The sequence below is a fragment of the Phytoactinopolyspora mesophila genome (assembly GCF_010122465.1).
Taxonomy (GTDB): Bacteria; Actinomycetota; Actinomycetes; order Jiangellales; family Jiangellaceae; genus Phytoactinopolyspora; species Phytoactinopolyspora mesophila.
Window position 1 is genome coordinate 116,657 of the sequence record NZ_WLZY01000012.1, and the last position, 24,540, is coordinate 141,196.

24 protein-coding genes and 1 pseudogene are annotated in these 24,540 nt (G+C 67.1%); 10 read left to right on the plus strand and 15 right to left on the minus strand.

Translation table 11 applies throughout. The annotated features are described in order from the left end of the window. The first annotated feature begins 1 nt into the window (after window position 1). Entirely contained in the window at window positions 2-2,350 is a 2,349-nt protein-coding gene (locus tag F7O44_RS25965; RefSeq protein WP_162453224.1) for a glycosyl hydrolase family 95 catalytic domain-containing protein, read from the plus strand. A 43-nt stretch (window positions 2,351-2,393) separates the two neighbouring features. On the opposite strand, the gene F7O44_RS25970 is transcribed toward F7O44_RS25965, so the two are convergent. From F7O44_RS25970 to F7O44_RS25985, 4 genes are all read right to left on the minus strand, one after another. After that, a complete protein-coding gene (locus F7O44_RS25970) occupies window positions 2,394-3,074 on the minus strand; it encodes a CE1759 family FMN reductase (protein ID WP_162453225.1) in 681 nt (226 codons plus the stop codon). After that, on the minus strand, window positions 3,061-3,531 hold the full coding sequence (locus tag F7O44_RS25975; RefSeq protein WP_162453226.1) for a MarR family winged helix-turn-helix transcriptional regulator: 471 nt from the start codon (window positions 3,529-3,531) through the stop codon (window positions 3,061-3,063). Before F7O44_RS25975 ends, F7O44_RS25970 begins: the two co-directional genes overlap by 14 nt. Further along, window positions 3,531-4,712, minus strand: coding sequence for an LLM class flavin-dependent oxidoreductase (locus tag F7O44_RS25980; protein ID WP_162453227.1), 1,182 nt, complete (start codon window positions 4,710-4,712; stop codon window positions 3,531-3,533). Before F7O44_RS25980 ends, F7O44_RS25975 begins: the two co-directional genes overlap by 1 nt. A 188-nt stretch (window positions 4,713-4,900) precedes the next feature. Then, window positions 4,901-5,872: a squalene cyclase gene (locus F7O44_RS25985; protein WP_162453228.1), complete on the minus strand. Its 972-nt coding sequence runs from the start codon at window positions 5,870-5,872 to the stop codon at window positions 4,901-4,903. Window positions 5,873-6,018: 146 nt separating this feature from the next. Between F7O44_RS25985 and F7O44_RS25990 the strand changes: the two genes are divergently transcribed. The 3 genes from F7O44_RS25990 to F7O44_RS26000 are packed head-to-tail and all read left to right on the plus strand — an operon-like array spanning window position 6,019 to window position 7,185. Further along, window positions 6,019-6,354, plus strand: coding sequence for an ArsR/SmtB family transcription factor (locus F7O44_RS25990; protein ID WP_162453229.1), 336 nt, complete (start codon window positions 6,019-6,021; stop codon window positions 6,352-6,354). Next, a complete protein-coding gene (locus F7O44_RS25995) occupies window positions 6,347-6,814 on the plus strand; it encodes an SRPBCC family protein (RefSeq protein ID WP_162453230.1) in 468 nt (155 codons plus the stop codon). The genes F7O44_RS25990 and F7O44_RS25995 overlap by 8 nt, the downstream gene beginning before the upstream one ends. A 2-nt stretch (window positions 6,815-6,816) precedes the next feature. Beyond that, entirely contained in the window at window positions 6,817-7,185 is a 369-nt protein-coding gene (locus tag F7O44_RS26000) for a nuclear transport factor 2 family protein (protein ID WP_162453231.1), read from the plus strand. A 55-nt stretch (window positions 7,186-7,240) separates the two neighbouring features. On the opposite strand, the gene F7O44_RS26005 is transcribed toward F7O44_RS26000, so the two are convergent. Then, the gene (locus tag F7O44_RS26005) at window positions 7,241-8,575 is read right to left on the minus strand and encodes an FAD-binding oxidoreductase (protein ID WP_162453232.1); all 1,335 of its coding nucleotides are present in this window, start codon (window positions 8,573-8,575) and stop codon (window positions 7,241-7,243) included. Between the two features lie 183 nt (window positions 8,576-8,758). Between F7O44_RS26005 and F7O44_RS26010 the strand changes: the two genes are divergently transcribed. Both F7O44_RS26010 and F7O44_RS26015 read left to right on the plus strand, forming a co-directional pair. After that, a complete protein-coding gene (locus F7O44_RS26010; protein ID WP_162453233.1) occupies window positions 8,759-9,442 on the plus strand; it encodes a sigma factor in 684 nt (227 codons plus the stop codon). A gap of 80 nt (window positions 9,443-9,522) precedes the next feature. Continuing rightward, a pseudogene (locus tag F7O44_RS26015) lies at window positions 9,523-9,837 on the plus strand (AAA family ATPase); the annotation flags it as partial. Window positions 9,838-9,961: 124 nt separating this feature from the next. Here the strand turns inward: F7O44_RS26015 and F7O44_RS26020 are convergent. The 6 genes from F7O44_RS26020 to F7O44_RS26045 all read right to left on the minus strand — a co-directional run bounded on the left by F7O44_RS26020 (window position 9,962) and on the right by F7O44_RS26045 (window position 14,634). Further along, a complete protein-coding gene (locus F7O44_RS26020) occupies window positions 9,962-10,810 on the minus strand; it encodes an SMP-30/gluconolactonase/LRE family protein (protein WP_162453235.1) in 849 nt (282 codons plus the stop codon). A gap of 127 nt (window positions 10,811-10,937) precedes the next feature. Beyond that, the gene (locus F7O44_RS26025; protein ID WP_162453236.1) at window positions 10,938-11,366 is read right to left on the minus strand and encodes a type II toxin-antitoxin system VapC family toxin; all 429 of its coding nucleotides are present in this window, start codon (window positions 11,364-11,366) and stop codon (window positions 10,938-10,940) included. Continuing rightward, window positions 11,353-11,601 carry a CopG family ribbon-helix-helix protein gene (locus F7O44_RS26030; protein WP_162453237.1) on the minus strand — a complete coding sequence of 83 codons (249 nt, stop codon included), beginning with the start codon at window positions 11,599-11,601 and terminating at the stop codon, window positions 11,353-11,355. The genes F7O44_RS26025 and F7O44_RS26030 overlap by 14 nt, the downstream gene beginning before the upstream one ends. Before the next feature lie 119 nt (window positions 11,602-11,720). Beyond that, entirely contained in the window at window positions 11,721-12,974 is a 1,254-nt protein-coding gene (locus tag F7O44_RS26035; protein WP_162453238.1) for a hypothetical protein, read from the minus strand. Next, window positions 12,974-13,525, minus strand: a complete 552-nt coding sequence (locus F7O44_RS26040) for a sigma-70 family RNA polymerase sigma factor (protein ID WP_162453239.1) — start codon at window positions 13,523-13,525, stop codon at window positions 12,974-12,976. The genes F7O44_RS26035 and F7O44_RS26040 overlap by 1 nt, the downstream gene beginning before the upstream one ends. Before the next feature lie 107 nt (window positions 13,526-13,632). Then, window positions 13,633-14,634 carry a LacI family DNA-binding transcriptional regulator gene (locus tag F7O44_RS26045; protein ID WP_162453240.1) on the minus strand — a complete coding sequence of 334 codons (1,002 nt, stop codon included), beginning with the start codon at window positions 14,632-14,634 and terminating at the stop codon, window positions 13,633-13,635. 155 nt (window positions 14,635-14,789) lie between these two features. On the opposite strand from F7O44_RS26045, the gene F7O44_RS26050 reads away from it, so the two are divergent. The 4 genes from F7O44_RS26050 to F7O44_RS26065 are packed head-to-tail and all read left to right on the plus strand — an operon-like array spanning window position 14,790 to window position 20,507. Then, window positions 14,790-16,154, plus strand: a complete 1,365-nt coding sequence (locus tag F7O44_RS26050; protein ID WP_162453241.1) for an extracellular solute-binding protein — start codon at window positions 14,790-14,792, stop codon at window positions 16,152-16,154. Window positions 16,155-16,192: 38 nt separating this feature from the next. After that, entirely contained in the window at window positions 16,193-17,140 is a 948-nt protein-coding gene (locus tag F7O44_RS30700; protein WP_162453281.1) for a carbohydrate ABC transporter permease, read from the plus strand. Further along, complete coding sequence (locus tag F7O44_RS26060) at window positions 17,137-18,024, plus strand: carbohydrate ABC transporter permease (protein WP_162453242.1); 888 nt, start codon at window positions 17,137-17,139, stop codon at window positions 18,022-18,024. Before F7O44_RS30700 ends, F7O44_RS26060 begins: the two co-directional genes overlap by 4 nt. Then, window positions 18,021-20,507: a beta-xylosidase/alpha-l-arabinosidase gene (locus tag F7O44_RS26065; protein WP_162453243.1), complete on the plus strand. Its 2,487-nt coding sequence runs from the start codon at window positions 18,021-18,023 to the stop codon at window positions 20,505-20,507. The genes F7O44_RS26060 and F7O44_RS26065 overlap by 4 nt, the downstream gene beginning before the upstream one ends. Before the next feature lie 155 nt (window positions 20,508-20,662). Here F7O44_RS26065 and F7O44_RS26070 read toward each other — a convergent pair whose 3' ends face one another. From F7O44_RS26070 to F7O44_RS26085, 4 genes are all read right to left on the minus strand, one after another. After that, complete coding sequence (locus F7O44_RS26070) at window positions 20,663-21,466, minus strand: DUF998 domain-containing protein (protein ID WP_162453244.1); 804 nt, start codon at window positions 21,464-21,466, stop codon at window positions 20,663-20,665. A 69-nt stretch (window positions 21,467-21,535) separates the two neighbouring features. Continuing rightward, a complete protein-coding gene (locus F7O44_RS26075; RefSeq protein WP_162453245.1) occupies window positions 21,536-23,155 on the minus strand; it encodes an ABC transporter permease in 1,620 nt (539 codons plus the stop codon). Between the two features lie 6 nt (window positions 23,156-23,161). After that, a complete protein-coding gene (locus tag F7O44_RS26080) occupies window positions 23,162-24,079 on the minus strand; it encodes an ABC transporter ATP-binding protein (RefSeq protein WP_162453246.1) in 918 nt (305 codons plus the stop codon). 2 nt (window positions 24,080-24,081) lie between these two features. Further along, the gene (locus tag F7O44_RS26085) at window positions 24,082-24,471 is read right to left on the minus strand and encodes a hypothetical protein (protein ID WP_162453247.1); all 390 of its coding nucleotides are present in this window, start codon (window positions 24,469-24,471) and stop codon (window positions 24,082-24,084) included. Window positions 24,472-24,540 lie beyond the last annotated feature (69 nt).

Consider the following 24,540-nt stretch of genomic DNA (forward strand, 5'->3'; position numbering starts at 1 on the left):
GATGCGCAGGATCACCTACCGCCGGCCGGCGGGCGACTGGCTGGACGGCCTGCCCCTCGGCGACGGGCGGACCGGCGTCATGGTTCTAGCTGCTACCGACGGCGTTCGCCTGCAGCTCAACGACGGCACCGCATGGTCGGGATCACCGGCCAGCGAGCACCGGCACGGCCCGGTGGATGCAGCAGCCGCCGCGGAGGCGAGAGCTGCGGCGCGCCACCTGCTGGACGACGGCCGCGCCGTTGAGGCCGAGCGGGCGCTCACAGCTTTACAGGCCCGGTACGCCCAGGCCTACCTTCCGTTCGCGGATGTGGAGATACGCCACGTCCCAGCCGCTGAGGTCGAGCGCAGCCTCGACCTCAGCGAAGCGGTGCACTCCGCGGCGGCCGGCCAGGTCCGGCACACGACGTTCGTCAGCGCACCCGACGGGGTCGTCGTCCACGAACTGACCTCGATGCAACCGATCGAGGTGACCGTCACCGCCCACAGTCCACTTCGCGATCTCGGCAGCACATGGCCCGGCGACGGCTTCCAGCTCCTGCTCGCCCTACCTGCCGACGTCGCGCCCAGCCATGAGCCGGCCGAGCCCCCGCTGCGCTGGAACCTCGCCGGAGTCGAACCGGTCGAGGGCGCCGTCGTCGCCCGGATCGTCCACGACGGCGTCGCCGACGCCGCGACCGGCGGTCCGCTGACCCGGCTGCGCGATGTCCGCACACTGCGACTGGTCCTGGCCACTCAGACGACCTTCACCGGCATCGGCCGGGCACCGTGTGGCGACGCCCGGCAGGCCGCCGCGACGGCACAGCAGCGGGTCACGGATGCGCTTGACGCCGGGCCCGAGGAGGTCCGGGCACGCCATGTCGCCGCACACCAATCGCTGTACAGTCGCGTTTCGCTCCGTCTCGGCGACGCCGAGCAGGCCACCGACACACTCGTGGACCCGGACCGGAGGATCGCGGAACTCGGCCCAGCCGCCGCCACCGATCCCGAACTCCTGGAGACACTGTTCGACTACGGCCGCTATCTGCTGATCAGCGCGTCCCGGCCAGGCGGGCTACCTGCGACACTGCAAGGGCTGTGGAACGAACAGATGCAGCCGCCGTGGTCCTCGGCCTATACCTTGAACATCAACACCGAGATGAACTATTGGCCCGCCGGTCCGCTCGGGCTTGCCGAGACCGGGCAACCACTGTTCGATCTGGTCGAGGCGCTCGCCGCCAGCGGCACCGAGACCGCGAGGCGGCTGTACGGTGCTCGGGGCTGGACCGCACACCACAACACCGACGCCTGGGCATTCACCTCTCCAACCTCCGGCGACGCGTCGTGGTCGCAGTGGGCCATGGGCGGCGTCTGGCTGATCTGTCAGATCGACCGCCACCGCCGCTTCGGCGCCGCGGACGAGGCTTGGCTGGAGCGCTTCTGGCCGTTGGTCCAAGGCGCCGCGGCGTTCGTCCTCGACCTGCTCGAAGAGGATGCTGACGGATTCCTCGTCAGTTTCCCCTCGACGTCGCCGGAGAACCGCTATGCGACGGCGGACGGCCCAGCCGCGTTGACCGTCGGAAGTGGGATGGACCGTGCCCTCGCGACCGAGCTCTTCGCAGTTCTGGCCGAAGTCGCGGCCCACCTTGGACGTTCCGGCGACCCCGTCGTCGTGGAAGCGGCCGCTGCCCGGCAGCGAATCCGCCCGCCCGGCATCGAGGCCGACGGCACCATCCGGGAGTGGCATCCGGGCGCCCGGTCCGTCGAACCGGACCACCGTCACCTGTCCCATCTCGTCTTCGCCTATCCGGGTTACGCCCTCGACGACGGCCTCGCAGCTGCGCTCACCCAGACGCTGGACGCTCGCGGTGACGATTCGACCGGCTGGTCGCTGGCGTGGAAGCTCGCGCTTCGCGCCCGCCTGGGCGACGCCGACCGTGTCGCCGAGCTGCTTCGTTACCTGGTCCGCCCAGCCGTCACCGGCGTCGCACATGCGGGCGGGCTCTACGCCAATCTGTTCGCAGCGCACCCCCCGTTCCAGATCGACGGCAACCTCGGCTACACCGCCGCCATCTGTGAAGCGCTCGTCCAAGGCCACAACGGCGTCGTGGATCTATTGCCCGCCTGGCCGCCGATGCTCGATGCCGGCGTGGTCCGCGGCCTGGTCGCCGAGCCCGGCATCACGGTCTACCTCAGCTGGCGGAACGGGGTCCCGGTCACCGTCTCGCTGCAGGCGCTCTCGCAGCGGCAGGCGGGTCCGCGGCTGGTCCGGCACGCTGGACTCAGCCGTGTCGTAGATATCTCGGCCGACCGTCCGGTCACTGTCGACTGGAGCTCTTTGACAGCACCACCGCCGCGCCGGAACCCGAGGTGAGGTTCGGTCACGCGAACCCGGGGCCGCACCGGCGGCCGGGGGATCAGATAGCGGAACCCCCGGTGGCGAGCCGCATGAGATCGGAGTCCAGATCGATCTCGGTTTCGGCGCCGCCGTTACCGCCGAACTGATGCCGGTAGTTGTTCCAGGATTCGTCCCGGATCAGGTCCGCCAGCCCGCTCTCCATAAAGAGCACAAGTTCCCGTGCCGCCCGGTCGATGCGGGTGTTCAGCGCCGGCTCACCCCAGTCCTCGGTCGAGGCGAACAGCGATGTCGGCGCCGTCGTGGTGCGCAGGTAGCCGAACAGGGAGCGCACCTGGTCGTCGACGACAAGCGCGTGCCGGGCCGTTCCGGCGGTAGCCGCGAGCACAACCGGCTTGGCGATGAGCAGATCGTCGTCCAGCACCTGGAAGAATGAGGTGAACAAGCCGCTGGGCCCAGCCTTGTAGACCGGAGTGCTCGCAATGATGCCGTCGGCCGCGGCCAACGCCGCGATCGCCTCGCGTAGCTTCGGCCCGATCAACTGCGACACGACGGCGCTCGTGATCTCCGTGGCCAGCTCCCGCAGGTCGATGACGCGGGTCGTCACCGCGTGTCCACGACCGTCCGCCACCGCGACGACACGCTGGGCGGTACGGTCGGCCAGCATCCGGGTCGACGACGGATCGCTGGTGCCCGCGGTGACAACCACGAGTGTGAACGACTTCTGCTCATTGGTGCTCATGGTGGGTGCCTCCCGGTCGGTCAGAGGAGTGGGCTGTCAGCTTCTGGCACAGCGTCTGGAGTTGCTCCAGCTCCTGGAGGGTGAGGGCGGCCGAGACGGCACGGGCTACGTCGCGGGCATGCCGGCGCCCGATCCGGCGCTGGATCTCGCGACCAGGCTCGGTCAGGGACAACCGGATGCCGCGCCCGTCCGCCGGATCCGGACAGCGCTCGACCAGCCCACGCTCAACAAGCCGGTCTACCAGGCGGGACAACGCCGGCTGGCTCAGCAGGACGTGCCGGTGCAACTCGCCGATGCGCACCGGCCCGTCGCATTTCGACAAGGTGTAGAGCACGTCGTACTCCCGCATGGTCACCTCGTGCCAGATGTCCTCGGCAGCGAACCGCTTCATGAGGGTGGCGTGCGCTGACAGCAGCGACTCCCAGGCGTCGTTGGCCAATCGCGTATTGCCGGGCATCACAGGGCCGGATACGCGGCTTGGCTGTCGCTGTCCTGGTACGGCGACCCGCCGGTCACGTTGTCTCCTCGGTTGGCGTTCGGGCGGGGCTGGCGCGGCGGCTGGTCGCCGTACTTCGCCTCGACGCGGTCGGCATGCGTGGGGGCGTCCGGCACCCTGGCCTCGCGCTTAGCTGCTAGCTCTTTGCGCAGCACCGGCACAACCTCGCCGCCGAGCAGCTCCAACTGGTTCAGCACGGTCTTCAGCGGCAATCCGGCATGGTCGATGAGGAACAGTTGACGCTGGTAGTCCCCGAAATGCTCGCGGAAGGTCAGAGTCTTGTCGATGACCTCTTGCGGGCTGCCCACCGACAGCGGCGTGCCCTCCATGAAGTCCTCGAGCGACGGCCCGTGCCCGTAGACGGGAGCCTCGTTGAAGTAGGGACGGAACTCCCGGATGGCGTCCTGCGATCTTTGTGCGATGTAGGCCTGCCCGCCGAGCCCGACGATGGCTTGCTTCTCGCTGCCGTGACCATGGTGCGCGTAGCGCTGGCGATAGAACCGCACCAGGCGCATGAAGTGCTCTTTGGGCCAGAAGATGTGGTTGGCGAAGAAGCCGTCGCCGTAGTAGGCGGCCTGCTCCGCGATCTCCGGGGTGCGGATGGACCCGTGCCACACGAACGGCGGCACGTCGTCCAGCGGGCGCGGCACCGAGGTGAAGCCCTGCAGTGGTGTCCGGTATTTGCCCTGCCAGTCCACGACATCCTCACGCCACAACCGGTGCAGCAGGTTGTAGTTCTCCAGCGCCAGCGGAAGGCTCTCTCGAATGTCCTGCCCGAACCACGGGTACACGGGCCCCGTGTTGCCGCGGCCCAGCATGAGGTCCACCCGGCCCTTGGCGAGGTGTTGCAGCAACGCGTATTCCTCAGCGATGCGCACCGGGTCGTTCGTCGTGATCAGCGTCGTAGCCGTACTCACGATCAGCCGCTTGGTGGTCGCCGCGACAGAAGCCAACAGCGTCGTCGGCGAGGACGAGAAGAACGGCGGATTGTGGTGCTCACCAATGGCGAACACATCCAGCCCGACCTCCTCGGTCTTCTGCGCGATCCGCACCACCGCGTCGATCCGCTCGGCCTCGCTCGGGGTCTCACCCGACACGGGATCCCGGGTGATGTCACTGACCGAAAACACGCCGAACTGCATGCCACGCCTCCTCTATGTTCTGCCTCATTCGCCAGGTCCATGCGTTTGCATATACCTGGAACCGGCAGGGAGGCTTGGTTATTCCGCCATCAACTCCGGTCTCGTCGACACCGAGCTCCTCGACGTCGCCGGCCGTTCGGATCTGCTCGTGCCCGGTGAGGCTAGTGCCCTGCGTCCCACGCAGGGCACTAGGCGGGCGTTCGGAACCATCGGAGCACCCGCGCCGCGCGCAACGTGATCCAGCGCGACGGTTCTCCCACCTCGCCGTCCATCTCGAACCACACCCGGCCGGGGAGCCTCCAGTCGAGTGGCCAGGTGCCATCCGCCTGCCGCCTGGAGCGGACGTGCTCGACAGCTTCATCCAGCCTCGGATCGGGAGCGGCGCCAGTCAGCGCTGCGGCAGCGCGGAAGTAGTCCAAGGCCCGCAGAACGTCGTAGCGCCATCGGTTCGGATGCAGAAACGACAGAAAACGCTCGTCAGCCGGCTCACCGGTGCTGAGACGACGGAAGAGGCTGCGCTCCAGGAGATATTCCTCGCCTGACATGCGCGCCTCCCGAGACTCGGGCGTGCCTCCGGTGGCCGCCTCGTACTCCAAGAGCCCTTCCAGCACATTGATGGTGCTGGCGAACGACGATCGGGCCGATCCGTTCGCCCGTTCACAGTTCCAGCCGCCGTCGGCGAGACGTTCACCAACCAGCCTGCCGACAATGGCCGAGACGTCCACCCCGAAATATGCGCCGTCGGCAACCGTCCGGCCGTTGATGCACTCTTCGACCTCGCCCTCCCAGTACGGCTGGCCGTCGTGTTCCCACCGTGAGTTGGCGCCGATCAGCTCGACGGCTCGCCTCGCCCGCTCCGAAGCGGGGTCCAGACCGAACTCCCTGAGCTGAGACAACGAGAACGTGGTAGCCGTCCACGGCTGGCCGACCTGTTGCCACTCGTGATACTCGAACCCGCGGGGGAGAAAGGCACCGCCCGCCCATTGGCCGTCTGCGTCTTCGCAGGCGAGTAGCCGGGCTCCCCACCCTTGCATCTCAACAGCGGCCCGTTCCAGGCTCCATTCCGGCTCGGGGGCGTCGAGCAGGTCACGCATCACCTGCCAGCGGATCGATGGATCAGAGTCAAGAAGCCAGTCGACTACGGCGCCAGGCTGCGTCATACACAGAAACTATCGCCGATCGGCAGCACTTTCGAGCTACCGGACTGTGGTGGTTTCGCAGACGGACGAGACCACCACACATACACATGAGTACAAATGGTCATTTGTGTTATGCTGCGTTTCAGCCTCGCCACCATAGGAGTCTCATGGCAGCCGAATCCGTTCCCGATCTCGACCAGGCACTACGTGCGCTAGCGGACGCGAATCGCCGCGCGATCCTGGCAGCCGTCCGCTCCGAGCCACGGTCGGTCGGACAGATCGCCGAAGAGGTCGGGTTGTCCCAACAGACGACCTCACACCACCTGGGCGTCCTGCGCACGGCCGGGCTCGCCAGTGGCACCCGCGTCGGCACTCGCCACCTGTTCGCCGTGAACACCGACGGGCTAGCCGCCGTGCGCGCCTACCTGGACGAGTTCTGGCCGGCCAAACTCGCCTCGCTCAAGGCCGCCATCGAGTCCCGCACCGGCGGCGACAATGGCTGAGTACACGACGTCGATCGACATCGACGCCTCGCCCGCGGAGGTTTTCGACTATCTCGTGACCGAAGCGGGGATGACGGCTTGGATGGGACAGCACGCCACCCTCGACCCACGTGCCGGCGGCGGATTCGCCGTCGACATCGCCGGACACGCCATCCGGGGCCAGTATTTGGAGGTCGAGCGGGCACGGCGAGTCGTCGTCTCCTGGGGAGTGTCAGGAAGCCCCGATCTGCCACCAGGCGCCTCTACGGTGGCGTTCACACTCACCCCGACCGCTCGCGGCACACGTGTCGACCTGGTGCACTCCGGCCTGCCGGATCCCCAGCTCGACGGTCACGCCGACGGCTGGGCACATTTCTTGCCTCGGCTGAGCATCGTCGCATCAGGTGGCGACGCCGGTCAGGACAACTGGGTGCCGCTCGAAGACCGCGCCACCCCCAACCCACCAACACGACGGAGCTGACCATGACGCAGACAACCACCTCCACCGCCCTAGAGACCGTCCTGGACTACCACCGGGCTTGGACCAGCGGCGACCTCGAGCGGGCCATGACCCGAGTGGCCGAGGACATCGTGTGCCGTGCCCCGGGGGTCGACCTCAGTGGCAAGGATGCCTACCGCGGCTACCTGGCCGAGTTCCTGCCGAACCTGGCCGGCCTGACCGACGTAGCGAGCTTCGCCGACGCGGGCCACGTCGCGCTGTTCTACTACCCGCACACCGCGGCCACCACCACCGCGCCAGCCGCCGAGTACTTCACCGTCCGCGACGGCGCCATCGTGGAGAGCGTGCTGGTCTTCGATCGCTTGTCCTTCGTCCCGCCGGGCGAGCGTTGACAGGGCGGCTATCCGGCCACTGATCCCCGCCACTGGAGGTCGGCGTCCAGCCTTGTCAGAGCTGGACGCCGAAATTGCTACGGAACACCCCCGCCGGATCGCGGTCGGCCTTGATACGCCGGAGCCGTTCGATCGAAGTCGGCGAGAGCGCGTCGGCGAGCGTCTCGGCGGGGTTGAGGAAGGTCACCGGCTTCCGGCCGCTGACCGGGAGCCGATCCGCAAAGAACTGCTGCTTGGCGGTGATCGCCTCGGCCGTAGCCGGGTCCGTCGGCAGGCCGAACAGGTACAGCGCGTACGGCTCGGTCAATGGACCGTGCGGGCTATCGCTGGGCTGGCTGAACGCGCCCTCGAGGTGCCGGACCTGGACGGCCATCAGCGGGAAGATCGGCTCGTCGAGCAACGAGGCGATCGTGTCACTACCAAGCTCCTGGAGAAGCTCGCCGCGGGATTGGCCGGCGCCGGGATCAGTGGGTTCGGCGGTAATGCCACCCAGCTCTGCGACGGACATAGGTCCGCGGGTGTCCGACAGAGGCGTGGGGAGCCGGTCGAGTTCGGCGACCAGCGCCCGGGCCGCGGTCTCGTCGCCGAGAAAGGTGGTGTCGATCGCGATCATCGGATCCGCACCGGGGAAATGCAGCAGCTCCAGCCAAGCGGTGAGCTCCACCGGCGCTTCATTGGTGATCGCCAGGTAGGCCTCGGCGACCGCCCCCGCATCCGCGCCGGCCCACAGCATCCGGCCGCCGAACAGGGAAGGTGCATTGTGTAGCGCTAGCTCGAGTCCGGTGACGATGGCGAAATCCCCGCCGCCTCCACGCATCGCCCAGAACAGCTCCGGATCCGTGCTGGCAGTCACTCGCCGCGGCCTGCCGCCGGCGTCGACGATGTCGAAAGCGACGACACTGTCGGCCACCCAGCCGTGGGCACGGCCGAACCAGCTCAGCCCACCCCCGAGCGCGACTCCCGTGACGCTGACCACAGGAGAACTTCCCGGCAAACCGGTCAACCCGTGTTTGGCGCCTGCGCTCTGCAGGGCGCCCGAGCTCACGCCGGCGCCGATCTTGGCGCGGCGGGCGGCCGGGTCGATCTCGAGCCGGTCGAGCTGGCCGGTGCGAAGCAGGATGGTGCCTTCGGTTCTGCCGGTAGCCCCGTGGCCGTTGGGCTGCGTCGAGATGCCCACCTCGGCGGCGGCCGCGTATCGCACCAGCGCCGCGACGTCGGCCTCGTCCGCTGCTTCTACGACAGCCGTGACCGGCTGCTCGACGGCCAGATTCCACGGCCTGCGGACGCCATCGAAGTCCGGGTCACCCGGCAACCAGACGCGGCCGCGCACGGCATCACGAAGCGCGTCGGGCGTTTGCGGGGAAAGCGAGGGTGCGGGGTTGAGAGTCATGAGCCTTCCTTCGTGGAGAGTTAAGCTGACCTGGGAGATGAGGTTGGGCACCGACCAGCGGCGGCCGCGATGTCCCGATCCGATCCGGACCGGTTGTACTCCTCATATAAGACGTCGCACTGGGCGTCCGAAACGTGACAAGGGTCCGGCGAAGACATCTCGAGAAGTGAGGAACAGCAGGCGATGGCACTGCCTCAGACGGCGCGCTCCGCGGCGGATCTCGCCGCTTCGTTCGCCGCACAGCGACCCCGGCTGCGCGCTATCGCCTACCGCATGCTCGGCTCGTATTGGGACGCCGACGACGCGGTCCAGGAAACGTGGTTGCGGCTCCAGCGCACGAAGACGGACGAGATCGACAATCTCGAAGCCTGGCTCACTGTCGTCATCTCACGCACCTGCGTCGACCAGCTGCGCGCCAGGGACGCCCGCCAGCTGGCCTCACGCGCCAGACGCCGCATCCGCGACGTGGACCTCCCCGCCGAACGCGACCGGCAACGTGACGCCGTTGACGCGTTCCTGAAAGCTTCCCGTGAGGGCGACTTCGGCGCTCTACTCCAGCTGCTCGACCCCGATGTCGAGTTGCAGGCCGATGCCGAAGTAGTCGCCGCGGCGGCCCCCTACGCCGAGCACGGTGCCCCGCTGCTGCGGCGCCAGGTCCGCGGAGCCGACGCCGTCGCCCGCGTCTTCGCGGGCCGTGCCGAGGCGACCCAGATCGCGCTCATCGACGGCTTCCCCGGTGCCACATACGCCCCAGGTGGAACTCCCCGGGCCGTCTTTGTCATCAGCCTCCACGACGGCCGGGTCTCCCGCATCGATGTGATCGGCGACGCCACACACCTCGACGACCTCGCCGTTGTTCTGGAATAACCCCACCGGGGCTTGTTCAGGCACGCTCGGTCACGGTCACTGGCGGACCCAATGGGCGGTGCGCCGGATAGGCTCCACTCGTGTCTCGCATCCTCGTCACTGGCATGTCCGGCGTCGGAAAGTCGTCGCTGCTCGAGGAACTCGCCCAGCGTGGGCATCGAACCGTTGACACCGACTACGACGACTGGGTGCTCACCGATGGTTTGTGGGACGAGCCCCGAATGAGTGAGCTGTTGGCATGTCACCCTGACGTGGTGGTCTCGGGAACAGTCGAGAACCAGGGCCACTTCTATGACCGGTTCGAACACGTCGTCCTCCTGAGCGCTCCCGTCGACGTGTTGATCGAGCGCGTGGCGACTCGGACGAACAATCCGTATGGTCGCTCGGCAGACGAGCTGGCCGATGCAATCGAAGGACTCATGTGAGCCTCAGCGGACGAGGGCAGTGATGTAGCGGCTCGATGCAGGCCATTAATGCGGCGGCCCAGCGTTCACAGTGCTTGACCACGCCAACTAGCGCTCACGACAATCCGACGCGGCGACCCAGCCGGACGCGGTAGAGGCTGGTGGTCGCGGTCATGTAGAGCCACTGGCGCTGCTCGCCGCCGAAGCAGACGTTCGAGACCACTTCGGGGACCGCGATGTGTTCCAGGACTCTCCCGCGTGCGTCCAGGACATACACACCGTCGCCGGCCGAGCACCACAGGTTCCCGACGCCGTCGACACGCAATCCGTCCACCGCCCCCACGGGCACCGTAGGGATGTCGCGACCGTTGACGCAGCCGCCACCCTCGACGTCGTAGGCGCGCAGCTTGGAGTTCTCGCCCGTGTCGGCGACGTAGAGCACACTCTCATCCGGGGAGAAGGCCAGGCCGTTGGGGTGATCCATGTCGGTGACGACGGCGTCCAAGACACCGGTGGTCTCGTCGTATCGGAAGACATAACAGCCGCCGTACTCCATCTCGCCCGGATAGCCTTCTCTGCCGCTGGGCTGGATGCCGTACGGCGGGTCGGTGAACCAGACCGTTCCGTCCCGGGCCACAACAACGTCGTTCGGTGAGTTGAGCCGGTGCCCCTCCCAGGAGTCGACGAGAACCTCGACGGTCCTGCCGGTCTCGCGCTCGACGCGCCGATTGCCGTGCGAGCAACGCACCACACGTCCCTGGCGGTCCAGGATGCGACCGTTCTGAAAGCCCGCCGGTTCAGCGTGCACGTCAGTGCGGCCGGTGGCGGCGTCGTACTCCAGGACGCGGTCGTTCGGGATGTCGCTGAAGCGAACGCGGCCGGTGTCAGGCAGCCACAGCGGGCCTTCGGTCCACTCAGCTCCAGTGAAGAGGCGCTCGGGCTCGCCCGCAACAAGGTGAGTCATGCGCAGAGTGTGTCAGCCCCAGAGTCATTGAGGCAGATCACGTCGACGGTCAGTCCGTGCTAAGCCATCTGCGACACCGAACGAGAAAACCGAACGAACCCGCGGAGCCTGGCGGGCTGCGCCAGGGCTAGCCGAGCGGATGGCTCCAACGGAGATTCGGGAACCGGCTGAAATCCCGATCTGTGGTGATGATGTCGCTGGCGGTCTCGACGGCCAGCGCAGCTAGGTGCGCGTCCGTCACAAGGTTGCCACGGGCATCGGCGCCTCGGCACTGCTCCTCGAAGATGTCCCAATGCCGGTGGCCCGGCTCCAACACGACGCAATTGTCATGCGTGCGTACCTCGCGGGCGAACGCCAGCGCGATCTCCAACGGACTCGGCGGATCGAAGACACGCCGATGTGTGACGATCCTGATGAAACCGGTGAACACCAGGCTGGTGACTGCGAACGGCTCCTCACCACCGAGAAGGTCCCTCAACCACGCCGCGTAGTTCCGGTGACCAGGTGCGTCCTCACGGTGGGCATATACCAGGACGTTGACGTCAAGAAGCTTCATCGGCCTCGTCCATCAGGTCGTATAGCGCAGCCGTGTCATCGAGATCGACACCCGGCTGAAGCCCGTTTCCCCCGAAGGTGGTCAGAGACACCTCTTGACGACTCCGGCGCCGTTGGCGCGCCAGCAGTTCCCTCAACGCATCCTCCACCACTGAGTTCATGCTCCGATGGGTACGCGCGGCCAGCGCCTTGACCTCAGCCAACAGCTCGTCATCCAGCCGGAACGTCGTTCGCATACATCAAAGTGTCATCAATACGCATCAAAATGTCAAGATCTTTCCTAGAAGGCGCGTTCGTGGGAGCGGGCCGGGTCAGCTCATGCGGACAGCGGCGATGTCGCGCCCGCGGGTGACAGTCAGGGAACGGTGACAGTCCAGGGCCCACCGATGGCAGTGACGTCGGTACGGTCCTGGCCGGGGCCGTCGTCGCCGGCCGGGGTGGTGAAGAAGAACCCCATCACCGCATACAGCTCATACGTGCCCGGAGCCAGTGGTTCACCGCCGCTGGTATTGGCATGCTGGCCGACCCCAACCGTCGTGCAGTCGTGTAATGGCACCCACGCGTCGTAGTCGATGGATGCGCCCGCAGCCATGGTGGCCTCCAGCCCCATGTCGTCCGTCCCGCCGGTTGTGCCGACGACGATCCCGTCACGGACCACGACGACCCACGGGTGCCCGGTCCAGCCCTCTAACTCAACACCCGACGTGTTGGTCGCGGTAACGGTGAAAGCGGCGCCGGGCGGGTCACTGTCGACCGGGTCCTGGGGGGCCACTTCACCGAGGTCGGCAGGCCCGTCAAGCCGGATGCCGAGTTCTTCGCCGCTGGTCGACGCCACGGCGTCCCGCGGCCACGCGGCACCGCACTGAGAGTCGACGACCGGGCCGCCGTCGTCCTCGCCCACGGTGAACACCGACCACGCCAATACGACGGCGGCAGCCCGCTCCGGCTGCTCCGGCTGGCCGGCCGGCGCCGGGGCAATACCTGCTGCCCCCACGACGTCGTAGTCTCCCGGCGGCAGCACATCCCCGCGTGCCGTTCCAGCGACGTCGCCGCAAGAACGCACCTCGAAGCCGACATCCATCCAGGTGGATTCCCCCGGAGTGACCGCCAGGTCGTCCGGGTAGGTCCCGGCCGCGCGACCAGTTCCCACGACTCGCCCGTCGCCATCAACGACCCACAGCACCATCGGGGCACCGTCCACGTTCACGACGGCGAAGCGATCGACGCCGCTGGCCGCGTAGGTCATCTCCGCGGCGACGTCCGCCCGCGCGGAACCTGCCGAGCGGAGCGGATCGAGGCGAAGGGTCGCCGGCCCGTCGTCGGTGAAGACGGTGGCATCACCGAACGTGGCCGCAGCAGCGGTCTCGACGTCCTGCCCACATGCCTCCCAAGATCCTGCAGCAACGGAGGGCGTGGGGGAACCGTCAAACATCACGACCACCCCGACGCTCACCGCGGCAACCATCACGCCAACACCCGTGGCCGCGACCATCCGGCGCCGGCGGCCCTTGCGCACCTTCGCCCGGACCCCGATGACATCGCCGTCGCCAGCGGCGTTTCCCGCCGCTGTTGCGATCTCCTGGAGCCGCCGCTTCAGTTCGTCAGTCATCATCGCCCCTTCGTGCCCACGCTGCCTGGTGCGGGATCTCCCTCGTCATCGACGGGGACCGCCGAGCCAAGGACGGTCCGTAGCCGCCGCACCCCCTGGCTCAGGTATCGCTTCACCGCTCCGTCGCTGACGCCTATCCGATCGGCGATCTGCGGGACGGTCAGGTCGTCGAAGTACCGCAGGACGACGCTGGCGCGTTCCCGGCGAGGGAGATCAGCAAGGGCACGTCGCACATCGATCTGCGTGTCAGTCAGGTCCGGATTGGTCTGCGATGCGCGATCGTCGCCGTCCGTCGCCACCAGGTGCCGGATGCCGAGCCAGCGGGCCCAGCGCCGATGCCCGTCGACATACAGCCGCAAGACGGCCAGTCGCACATAGCTCTCCGCATCCTGCAGTTCCAAGCCGCGCAGTGAACGGACGAACGTCCGAACGATCGCTTCCTGCACCAGATCCTCGGCTTCAGCCAGGTCTCCGGTAAGCAGATACGCGTACCCGACCAGCGCGCGGTGGCGTTCACCAGCCACGACGACGAGCGCATCCTCCGCTGCCACGGTGCTCCTACCGCCCTGCGGGTCGCCGGATGCGTCCCGTCATAGACAAAGACGACCACGCGCTCCAGATCGTTGTCCGCCAGCGGAGGGCAAAGTTGGCGCGCAGCTCACAACGGGCGACAGCTGGCGCGCGTGACCAGGTTTGTCGGCAACCGGACATGGGGCTCCCGGGACACGCCATTGATCAGATCGATGACCATACCCAGAGCTTGCGCGCCCATCTCATGGATGGGCTGGGCGACGGTGGTGAGTGGAGGGTCGCTCATCGCCGATTCAGGCACGTTGTCGAAGCCGATCACTGAGATGTCCTCCGGGACGCGGAGCCCCAGCTCGCGGGCGATCTCCATGGTGCGGATCGCGGAGAGGTCGTTGGCGGCGAAGATCGCGGTCGGGCGATCGGACATCGACAGCAATTCGTGGGCGGGGATGTCGGCCAGGTCGGGGCGGTAGCCGCCGATCCGCATCAGGGCTGGGTCGACCTCGATTCCGGCATCCTTCAACGCCGAGCGGTAGCCCTGTTCACGAAGCCTCGCCGATTCGAGGTCGACACGGCCGCCGAGGAAGCCGATGCGGGTGTGGCCCAACGAGATCAGGTGCTCAGCCGCCAATCTGGCGCCGGCGAAGCTGTCCGAATCGATGGTCGGAGCGCCGGATGGTCCGGTGTGCGGGTCGACGGCGACGACGGGGATGCTCTCGTGTTCGAGGCTGACGGTGGGGGTGACGAGCACGGCACCGTCGATCAGCGTGCCGGCCAGGCGGGCCAGATAGCGCTTCTCCCAGCCGACCCGCTCGTGCCGGCCGAGTCCACCGGTATAGGCCATCAGCTCGTAGTCCGTCCCATGCACAGCCTCGGAGATGCCCTTCAGCAACTCGGTGGAGAACGGCTCGAACTCCGCGACGAGGATGCCGACGACATTGGTGCGGCGGCTGCGGAGGCTCCGAGCCACGAGTGACGACTCGTATCCGAGTTGCTCGATGACCTCTTGGACCCGGACCTCGGTCTCCGGCGCGACGCCGTACCGGCCGTTGATCACCTTCGACACGGTCGCGACCGAGACCTTTGCGGTCTTCGCGACGTCGCCGATGGTCACCCTTCCCGTGGACTGCATGCCAAGACACTAGCGTGCCAGCGTGCCCTCGGCATATTCGAGAAGAGCAACCTTCGATAACGATGTCGATATCGGTATCGATAACGATTGACACCCGCTCAGCGCGGCTGCCAGACTCCCGCACATTCGTCAAGGACGACTGGAGGGGCACCGAGATGATTCGCAGAACACGGAAGCAAGCCCTGTTACTCGTGGTGGCAGGTGCACTCTTCGCCACCGCCTGTGCGGGGCAGGGTGGTGGCTCCGACGACGACGGTGCGGATCCCCCTGAAGGCAACGACAGCGGCAGCGAAGAGAGCACCGACGACGACGGTGACAGTGACACGCCGGTCACCATCACGTGGTGGCACAACTCGAACAACGAGCCTGGCAGGGGCGTGTACGAGCAGGCGGCCGAGGACTTCATGGCGGCCAATCCCCACGTCACCATCGAGATCAGCGCGCAGGAACACGAGGACATGGGGACGCGCCTCAACGCGGCATTCCAGAGCGGCGACATGCCCGACATCTACATGGAGCGCGGCGGGGGCGAACTCGCCGACCACGTTGCCGCGGGCCTGACCAAAGACATCACCGACCTGGCGGCTGACGCGATCGCGAATCTCGGGGGCGTGGGCTCCACCTACGAGGTGGACGGCCGCGCGTACGCACTGCCGTTCACCGCGGGTGCGGTCGGCTTCTGGTACAACACCGAACTCTTCGACGAGGCCGGCATCAGCGAGCCGCCAGAGACGCTCGACGACTGGTTCGCCGCGGTCGACGCACTCAAGGCGGCGGACATCGAACCCGTCGCCGTCGGTGCCCGCGACGGCTGGCCGGCCGCGCACTACTGGTACTACACCGCGCTGCGGCAGTGCTCCGAGGAGGTCTTGACCGACGCGGTCGTCACCCTCGACTTCTCCGACCCCGACCCATGTTTCCTGCGTGCCGGCGAGACGCTCCAGGAGATGATCGATGCCGAACCGTTCAACGCGGGATTCCTGGCAACACCAGCGCAGGAAGGCCCGACGTCGGCCTCCGGCCTGCTCGCGACCGAGCGGGTGGCTATGGAACTGGCCGGCCACTGGGAGCCCGGCGTGATGGAGGGTCTGACCGAGGACGGCCAAGGCCTGGCCGGCAAGCTCGGCTGGTTCCCGTTCCCGGAGATCCCGGGCCAGGAAGGCGAGCCTGGAGCCCTGATCGGTGGCGGCGACGCGTGGGCGCTGTCGGCGAACGCCCCGGATGTGGCGGCTGACTTCATCTCGTACCTGGTTTCCGACGAGATGCAGCAGACTTTCGCTGAGAACAACATGGGCCTGCCGGTCAACCCGGCGGCATCGGGCTCGGTTGCCGACCCGGCGCTGGCCGCGCTGATCGAGCCGCTCTCCGCCGCTCCGTACAACATGCTCTACTTCGACACCCAGTTCGGCGAGTCGATCGGTGGCGCGATGAACGACGAGATCGTCGAGATGTTCGCCAGTGCCGCCACGCCGCAGGACGTCGTCGACGCCATCCGAGAAGCGTACGAAGCCGAGCAGTGACCAACGCAATAGCCGGTTCCGCTGGCGGCCGCCACCCGATGAAGCCGCCAGCGGAACCTCCACTGAAAGCCACTAACCGACCGGGCCGCCGGTCCCGGCGCGACTGGCGCAAGAGCGCGGAGATCCTTTTCTTCGTCTCGCCCGCGCTCGTGCTGTTCGGGGCGTTTGTGATCGTGCCGGTGCTCACCGCGGTACAGATGTCGATGTACCGATGGCGTGGTTTCGGGCCACTGGAGAATTTCGTCGGGTTCGGCAACTACGCATCGGTGTTGACCAACAGTGTCTTCCAGGGCGCCGTGGCCAACACCATGACGATCGTCGTAGGGTCGATCCTTCTCCAGTTGCCTCTGGGACTAGCGATCGCCCTACTGCTCAACCGCAAGATGAAAGGTCAGGGACTGCTGCGGACCATCGTGTTCGTGCCGTTCGTGCTCTCCGAGGTCATCGCGGGCGTCATCTGGTTCCAGCTCCTACAGCCGCGGTACGGCGTGATCGACTCGTTGCTGGGGAGTATCGGCCTCCAGGGGCCACAGCAGGGTTGGCTCGGCGATCGCGACTTCGCCCTGTGGACGATCATGATCGTGCTGACGTGGAAGTACCTCGGCCTGCCGATCCTGCTCTTCCTCGCCGGGCTCCAGAGCATTCCGGACGAGCTGCACGAGGCCGCGCAACTCGACGGCGCCAGCTGGTGGCAGACCCAGCGCAAGATCACGATTCCGCTGCTCGGTCCGACGATGCGGACCTGGGCGTTCCTGTCGATGATCGGCTCACTGCAACTCTTCGACATGGTGTGGGTCCTCACCCGCGGTGGACCCGCCAACTCCACGACCACCATGGTCACGTTTCTGATCAACCAAGGCACCGAGCGGGGCAACTACGGCATCGCGGGAGCGGCCTCGGTGATCCTCTTCGTCATCGCACTCACCATGGCGATCACCTACCAGCGGATCTTCCTGCGGCGAGACACGAGGGAGGCCGGACGATGACCACCCCGACCGTGCTCGCACCACCTGCCGAGCCCACGCCCGAGCCCAAACGAAGCCGCTGGAATGCCTACTCCGGTGGCCATCCACTCGTCTACGTGGTCGCGCTCGTCATCGTCGCTGTCTCGATCGGGCCGGTGCTAATAGCCGTGCTCGGAGGCTTCCGGACGAACGCCCAGCTGGCTCAGGACCCTGGAGGCTGGCCCGACCCGTGGGTGCTCTTCAACTACCGGGACGCCATCACCAACCCGGCTTTCTGGCGGTTCACGGGCAACTCGCTGGCCATCGGCATCATCACGACCGTCGTCGTCGTGGTCTTCGGCATGATGGCGGCTTACCCGTTGGCGCGCTATCGGTTCCGGGGGCGCGAGGCGCTGTTCACCGTTTTCGTCGCCGGGCTGCTGTTTCCCGCCACCGTCGCGGCGATTCCACTGTTCATCCTCGTCAGCCAGAACATGGGGCTCAGTAACACCTGGTGGGGTATCGCGCTGCCCCAAGCGGCGTTCGCGCTGCCGTTGAGCGTCGTCATCCTGCGCCCGTTCATCGCCGCATTGCCGAACGAGCTCGAGGACGCCGCGTGGGTCGACGGTGCATCGCGAATCGGCTTCTTCTGGCGGATCGTGGTGCCGCTTTCATGGCCGGCGATGGTGACGGTCGGCGTGGTCGCCTTCGTCGGCTCATGGAACGCCTACCTCTTGCCGTTACTGCTGCTGCAAGGAGACACGCGCACGCTGCCGCTTGGCGTCGCGGACTACTCGTCCGAGTACTCCGCCGACATCGCCGGTGTGTTCGCTTTCACCTCGCTAGCGATGTTGCCTGCGCTGGTGCTCTTCCTGGTCTTGCAGAAGCGCATCGTCGGCGGCCTGCAAGGCGCGGTCAAGGGATGAGACCGAACGATCCAAGCAAGGAGCCCACTTTCGTGACTGACCTCGACACCACCCTCCCCCCGCGGCCCCGTGGGTCCCAGCGCGTGCACGATCTGCTCGCCCGGATGACGCTCGAGGAGAAGCTCGCACAGCTGGTCGGATACTGGGTGGACCAGGATCGCGGTGCCGGGAGCGACGGTCAGGACCATCCCGGCGAGGTCGCACCGATGCAGGGCGAGATGGCCGCTACCGCATCACAGCAATCCTTCGAGGAAGTCATCCGGCACGGCATCGGCCACCTGACCAGGGTGTACGGGACCCATCCGGTCGACCCGGTCAAGCGCGCTGAATGGCTGTGGAGCCAGCAGCGCGGGCTGCGCTCGAACACCCGCCTGGGCATCCCGGCGCTGGTGCACGAGGAGTGCCTGACCGGGCTGGCCGCATGGCAGGCAGCGACATTCCCGACGCCGCTTGCGTGGGGTGCGTCGTTCGACCCGGACCTGGTCGAGCAGATGGGCAGAGCCATCGGCTCGTCCATGCGCACGCTCGGCATCCACCAAGGTCTTGCGCCGGTCCTCGACGTGATCCGGGACCCACGCTGGGGGCGTGTGGACGAGTGCATCGCCGAGGATCCGTACGTGGTCGGCACGCTCGGCACGTCGTACGTGCGTGGGCTGCAGTCGGCCGGCGTGCACGCGACGCTCAAGCATTTCGTCGGCTATGCGGCGTCGCAGGCCGGGCGCAACCACGCTCCGGTGCACGCGGGGCCTCGTGAGGTGGCTGATCTTCTGCTGCCGCCGTTCGAGATGGCCCTGTTCGACGGAGACGCCCGCTCGGTCATGCACTCCTACGCGGAGGTCGACGGCGTCCCGGTCGCGGCCGACGCCGACCTGCTGACCGGTCTGCTCCGCGAGCAGTGGGGATTCACCGGGACGGTGGTCTCGGACTACTTCGCCATCGCGTTCCTGACCCTGTTGCACGCGGTGGCCGCGGATCGCGGCGACGCGGCTGCTCAGGCTGTGGCGGCCGGGGTCGACATCGAGCTGCCGACCGGGGACGCGTACCTCGCGCCGCTCGCCGAACGGGTGCGCGCCGGCGTCGTCGACGAGAAACTGGTCGACCGCGCGGTGCTGCGCGCGCTCGCCCAGAAAGAGGAGCTCGGCCTGCTCGACGAGACCTTCGAAGGCGATCCGCCGGCGACGGTCGATCTCGACTCCCCGGAGCACCGGGACCTCGCCCGGCGGCTGGCTGAAGAGTCGATCGTGCTGCTGTCGAACGACGGGGTGCTTCCGCTGGGCGGTCCTGACCGGACGGCGCCCCGCCGTATCGCGGTGATCGGCCCGAACGCCGACCGCGCCGAGGCATTGCTGGGGTGCTACTCGTTCGTCAACCACGTGCTGGCGCAACGACCCGATGTCCCACTCGGGATCGAGATCCCCACCGTCGTGGACGGGCTGCGCCAGGAGTCAGCCATAGGCACGCTTGCCGGGGCGGAGATCGTCGTCGTACCCGGGTGTAACGTCGAGGGCACCGACCGTTCCGGATTCACCGCAGCGACCGAGGCCGCGCGTACCGCCGATGTCGCGGTGGTCGTCGCCGGAGATCAGGCCGGACTGTTCGGGCGAGGCACCGTGGGCGAGGGCAACGACGTGGAAAGCCTGGAGCTCCCCGGTGTCCAGCGAGATCTCGTGGAGGCGGTGCAGGCGACCGGCACCCCGACCGTGCTCGTCCTCATCACCGGACGTCCGTACGCGATCGACTGGACGCTGGAGGGAGCGGCCGCGGTCGGCGCGGTGATCCAGGCGTTCTTCCCCGGTGAAGAGGGCGGCGCGGCCATCGCCGGCGTGCTCTCCGGGCGGGTCAACCCGTCCGGGCGGCTTCCCGTCTCGATGCCACGCTCGGCCGGATCACAGCCGTACACGTATCTGCACCCGCCGCTCGGTGGCCCGAACGACGTCACCACCTCCGACACCACCCCGGTCCGGCCCTTCGGGTACGGCATGTCGTATACCTCGTTCGCGTACGAAGCCCTCACCGTCGATCCCGCTGTGGTCGCCGGCGGAGCGTTCGGCGCGTCTGTCCGGGTCATGAACACCGGCGATCGGGCCGGTGCTGAGGTCGTGCAACTGTACGGACGCGACGTGGTGGCGAGTGTCACCCGCCCGACAGTCCAGCTTCTGGGGTACCACCGGGTTGTCCTCGACGCCGGCGAGTCGGCCGTCGTGCACTTCGAGGTCCCCACCACCCGGCTGGCCTTCACCGACCGCCGGATGGTCCGCGTCGTCGAACCAGGGGACGTCGAGGTGTGGGTGGGCCGATCCGCAGGCGACAACCAGGCCCGCCCGAGCGCTGACGGCATCACACAGGCGGATTCCGAACCGGCGGTGGCCGGCGGCGATGACGGCGACGCTCCACAGCGTGCGACCATCACGGTGACCGGAGCGCCGCATGTCGTCACACCGGGCGACGAGCGCGTCGTTCGAGTGGGCGTCGCCCGCCGCTGAGTTCCTGTTCGCGAGGACCGCCACTTCGTAGCCGAGCGCGCACCACGCCACTGGGCTGGACCCGGCCGGTGAGCACGTCCAACGCCTCGCTCGACGGTGAAGCCGCACCAAGGAGTACAGCCACTGCTGACCACCAGTAGTAGCCGGCCGGACCATCAAGAGAGAAGTCCGCCGCCCGATACACCGGTGCCCCGGACCGTGGACTTTTGAGATTCGTGATCATGCTGGGCTCGAGACTCGGTATCAAACATGCGCCGCTCCGCCGCCAGTAACAAGGAAGCAATGATCAGCATCCAGATCGGCACCGTGAACGCGGTCACTCGCTCCATGCCTCCCATACCGAGGCCGAGATAGGCTCCGCCCAGATGCAGGAATGCCGCGGCGAAACCGATCACACCCAGCGCAATCGAGCTAACTCGCACAATCGTCGGCATCGAATGTGCACCCCATCCGTACAACACCAGCGCGATATTGCCGACAACGAAGATGACGATCGCACCTAAGACATGCAGATTCTCGTTGACGTCGGCCGGGTATACGCCCACCATGACCCAGGCAGCCCCGGTGACGATCAGCGCCGAAAGTGCCACACGCGACATGAGGTTGCCGTTCAGTGCTCTCATGAACAAAAGGGCACCGAGGGCAAGGAGCACGCCAGTCAACATAAAAGAGGCGTTCATGAGCGGATGAAGTGGAGAACAGATCCATCGACCATCTTCGGGTGCGTGCCGGCACGCGGTCTCGGCAAGATCGCTGATGTTGTTATCTGCCCAGCTGTACCGCGTGTCCCATGAAGCCTCCACCACGAGTTGCGCCACGAAGAACTGCACCGTGCCGACCAGCCACAAAACGGCTACGGCGATACGCGATTTCCTGCCTGAATGGCGTTCTTGTTCACATTGTTCCGCGACCCGACTCGTCGGCTTCGGACATTGCATTCGACTGCCTTCCTTTACCATCTTTAGAGGCCACGCCTCTTAATCCACTCGAATTTCCAGCTGCCCACTTGACGTTGGTCGCCACGGATCTCAGTCCCGGTCGAACCGACGCAGCACGTTCGTCATAAAGACAACGACCAGCAGGGCGGCCGAGACCAAGAGCGTCATGACCACCTGGACGTCCGCGAAGTCGCTGGTGGCGCGCATGGCGCCCATGTAGTCGAAGACGGGCAAGCCGTTGGCCACCGTGTACCAAAGCGGTAGATAGATGGCCTGGAAGAGACGGTGCGTGCGGCTCAGCATGCCCAGCGACAACGCCAGGGACGGGATGAACACGGCACCACCGGCCCAGGCGGCCACCCCGGCCCATTCGGCCGCTATCACCAGCCGTATCAGGGGGCCAGATCCGACCAGGGCGGTCAGCGTGAAGCCCGCGCTCCACTCCGCGGCGACCCGGCGACGTACCGCGGGGTAGGCACCGAGCAGGCTTCCCACACCGTGCTCGTGGCTCTGGGTGCCGAGGCGCGACCAGATCAGCATGGGCCATACCCAGGCGAGTGGAAGCATGACCCGGGTGACGCCGTCGAGCGGCGCGGCCAGCCCGGCGAGCAGGAGCATCGAGGCGCCGGTCCACCACCACCAGCGCACGCCCTGCAGCAGGATCCGGACCTCACCAACCCACATACGCAGCCATACCGCGCCGGTCTCGGGGCGGGTACGCACCGCGGCTGCGACGTCCAGCCGCTGGTCCGCCGGGTACGACAGTTCGTTGACGACGACCGGCTGAGGTACGGCGGCCGGCGCACCCCCCTGGCGGGTGACCAGCGTGGGACGGAACCCCCGCGGACCCTCCGTGAAGCGGGCGGGGTCGAAGCGGCCGAACCACAGGACCGGTAGAAGTGCGATGGCGACGGCGAGCAGTACCATCGTCGCCCTGCCCAGCACATACCCCACGGTCGGTGTGAACCCCTCCCAGGTGAAAAGGCCGAGCGGATTGTCCAGGTAGGTCAATCCGAGGCTGAAGTCCCCGCTGAGCTCCACTCCTCGATCGACCATGTCCTGGTGCATCGCCCGGACGACACTGTTCACTCCGATGCCGTCGAGCGGCAACCCCGGCCCCTGACCGGCAGTCGCGATGACGAGCCAGATGCAAAACCAGAGCACGTTGCCCAGGCCCGTGCGCAGCAATGGCAGCGACTCGAACAGGAGCGCGAGCGCCGCCGTCATGGCCACCAGGGGTAGCGCGATAAGCACGAAGGGCTGCCAGAGGGCGATCAAGTCGATCTGCCGGGACTCGCCGCGCGCCAGTTGCATCACCAGCGCAGTGAGGGCGAGAACGCCTAGCATCGATCCCAGCAACATCAGATTGCTCAGGAACTTGCCCGCCAGGTACGCCGAGGTGCGCAGGGGTGCGGCGGCGAGCAACTGCCCCACCCGGGTACTGCGGTCACGCTCGATGGAGTTCCGGACGATGTAGAAGCCGCAGAGGGTCGGCCACAGGCCGCTGGCAAGCGCCGTCACCATACCGACGTAGGCGCTGTTGTAGATGCCGCGGTGGTCTCCGAGCTGCATGATCACCCACTTGGCATCCGGGCTGGGTACAGCGACGTAGCCGAGCAGCGCGGCTCCGAGGAGGATCACCACATAGGCCGGCCGGCGCACCCGGTCGCGGAAATCCGCGACGGCGAGCCCGGTGAGCATTCGCATCATGGCCGGTCACACCCTCGGCGCGGGATGCTGTCGCCGCTGCCTGCCGAGCTCTTGCATGTCCTCCGCACCCCGGACAACTGCTAGATAGGCGTCCTCCAGGTCGGGAGCCAGCGACTCCGCCCCGCCCGCCGGGCGCTCCCGGGAAAGGAGACGTATTCGTACGCCCTCGGTGGTGCGCACCATCCGGATGACCGTGTACTGCGACTGGATCAGCGCCACGGAGCCGGGGTCCACCAGCATCTCCCACACCTGTCCCGCCGCCGACCGCAACAGCTCCTCGGGAGTGCCGCGAGTCTGCAGCCGACCGCCCGCGACCACCGCGATGTCAGACGCGACGGACTCGACATCGGAGACGATGTGGGTGGAGAGCACAACGACCCGCTCCGCGGCCAAGTCGCTGAGAAGATTACGGAACCGGACCCGTTCCTCCGGGTCCAGGCCGGCGGTCGGCTCGTCGACGATGATCACCTGAGGGTCGCCGAGCAGCACCTGGGCGATACCGACCCGACGCAGCATGCCGCCCGAGTACTTACCCAGCGGGCGCTTCACCGCCTCCGTGAGATTGACGAGCTCCAGGAGTTCGTCAATGCGCGGCTTCGCGGTCTTGGCCGACAACCCCTTGGCCGAGGCGAGATAGAGCAGAAACTCACGCGAGGTGAGATTGGGATAGACCCCGAAGTCTTGGGGAAGATAGCCCAGCGACTTCCGGAGCGCCTGCGGCCGGGCCACCGCGCTCTCTCCGTGGAAGAGCAGCTTCCCGCTGGTCGGCCGGGTGACAGTGGCGATGATACGCATCAGCGACGACTTACCCGCGCCATTGGGCCCCAGCAGCCCGAGCATGCCGGGCCGCAGGCGGAGTGTCAGGTCATCGACGGCACGTTTTCCGCCGCGATAGACCTTGGTGATGCCGAGCAATTCCAGCATGACTACTTCTCCGCCACTTCGACGCCGTCCTTGATGACAGCGAGCCCTTCCGGGATCTCCACCTCGAACTTCGCGTCACAGATGGCCAGGCCACTGCAGCCGGCGTCGATCTCCAAGATGTCGCCCTCGAGTTCCCAGACCAAGCGCTGACTACCAGCCCTGGAGTCGAACCAGCGGGTGACCTTGATGTCGTCCCGGTCCGTCCGGATCACCTTGGTGGCGACTTCGTTCGTCATGAGCTTCAGGCTGTCGCCCTCGTACGCGAAGGTCTTCGACTCCGGAGTCGCCGACGAGGCGTCCACGTCGCAGCCGGTGAGGCTCATCGTGGTGGCGAGAACCGCCACCACGGCAATGGTCGCGGGCCGCTTCGAGCGCGTCGTCCAGGACGCCATGGTTCCTCCTGAGGTGTGGTCTTTGCACTACCTGAGGAGCATGCCTAGTCGGACCGGCCGCGCACATCT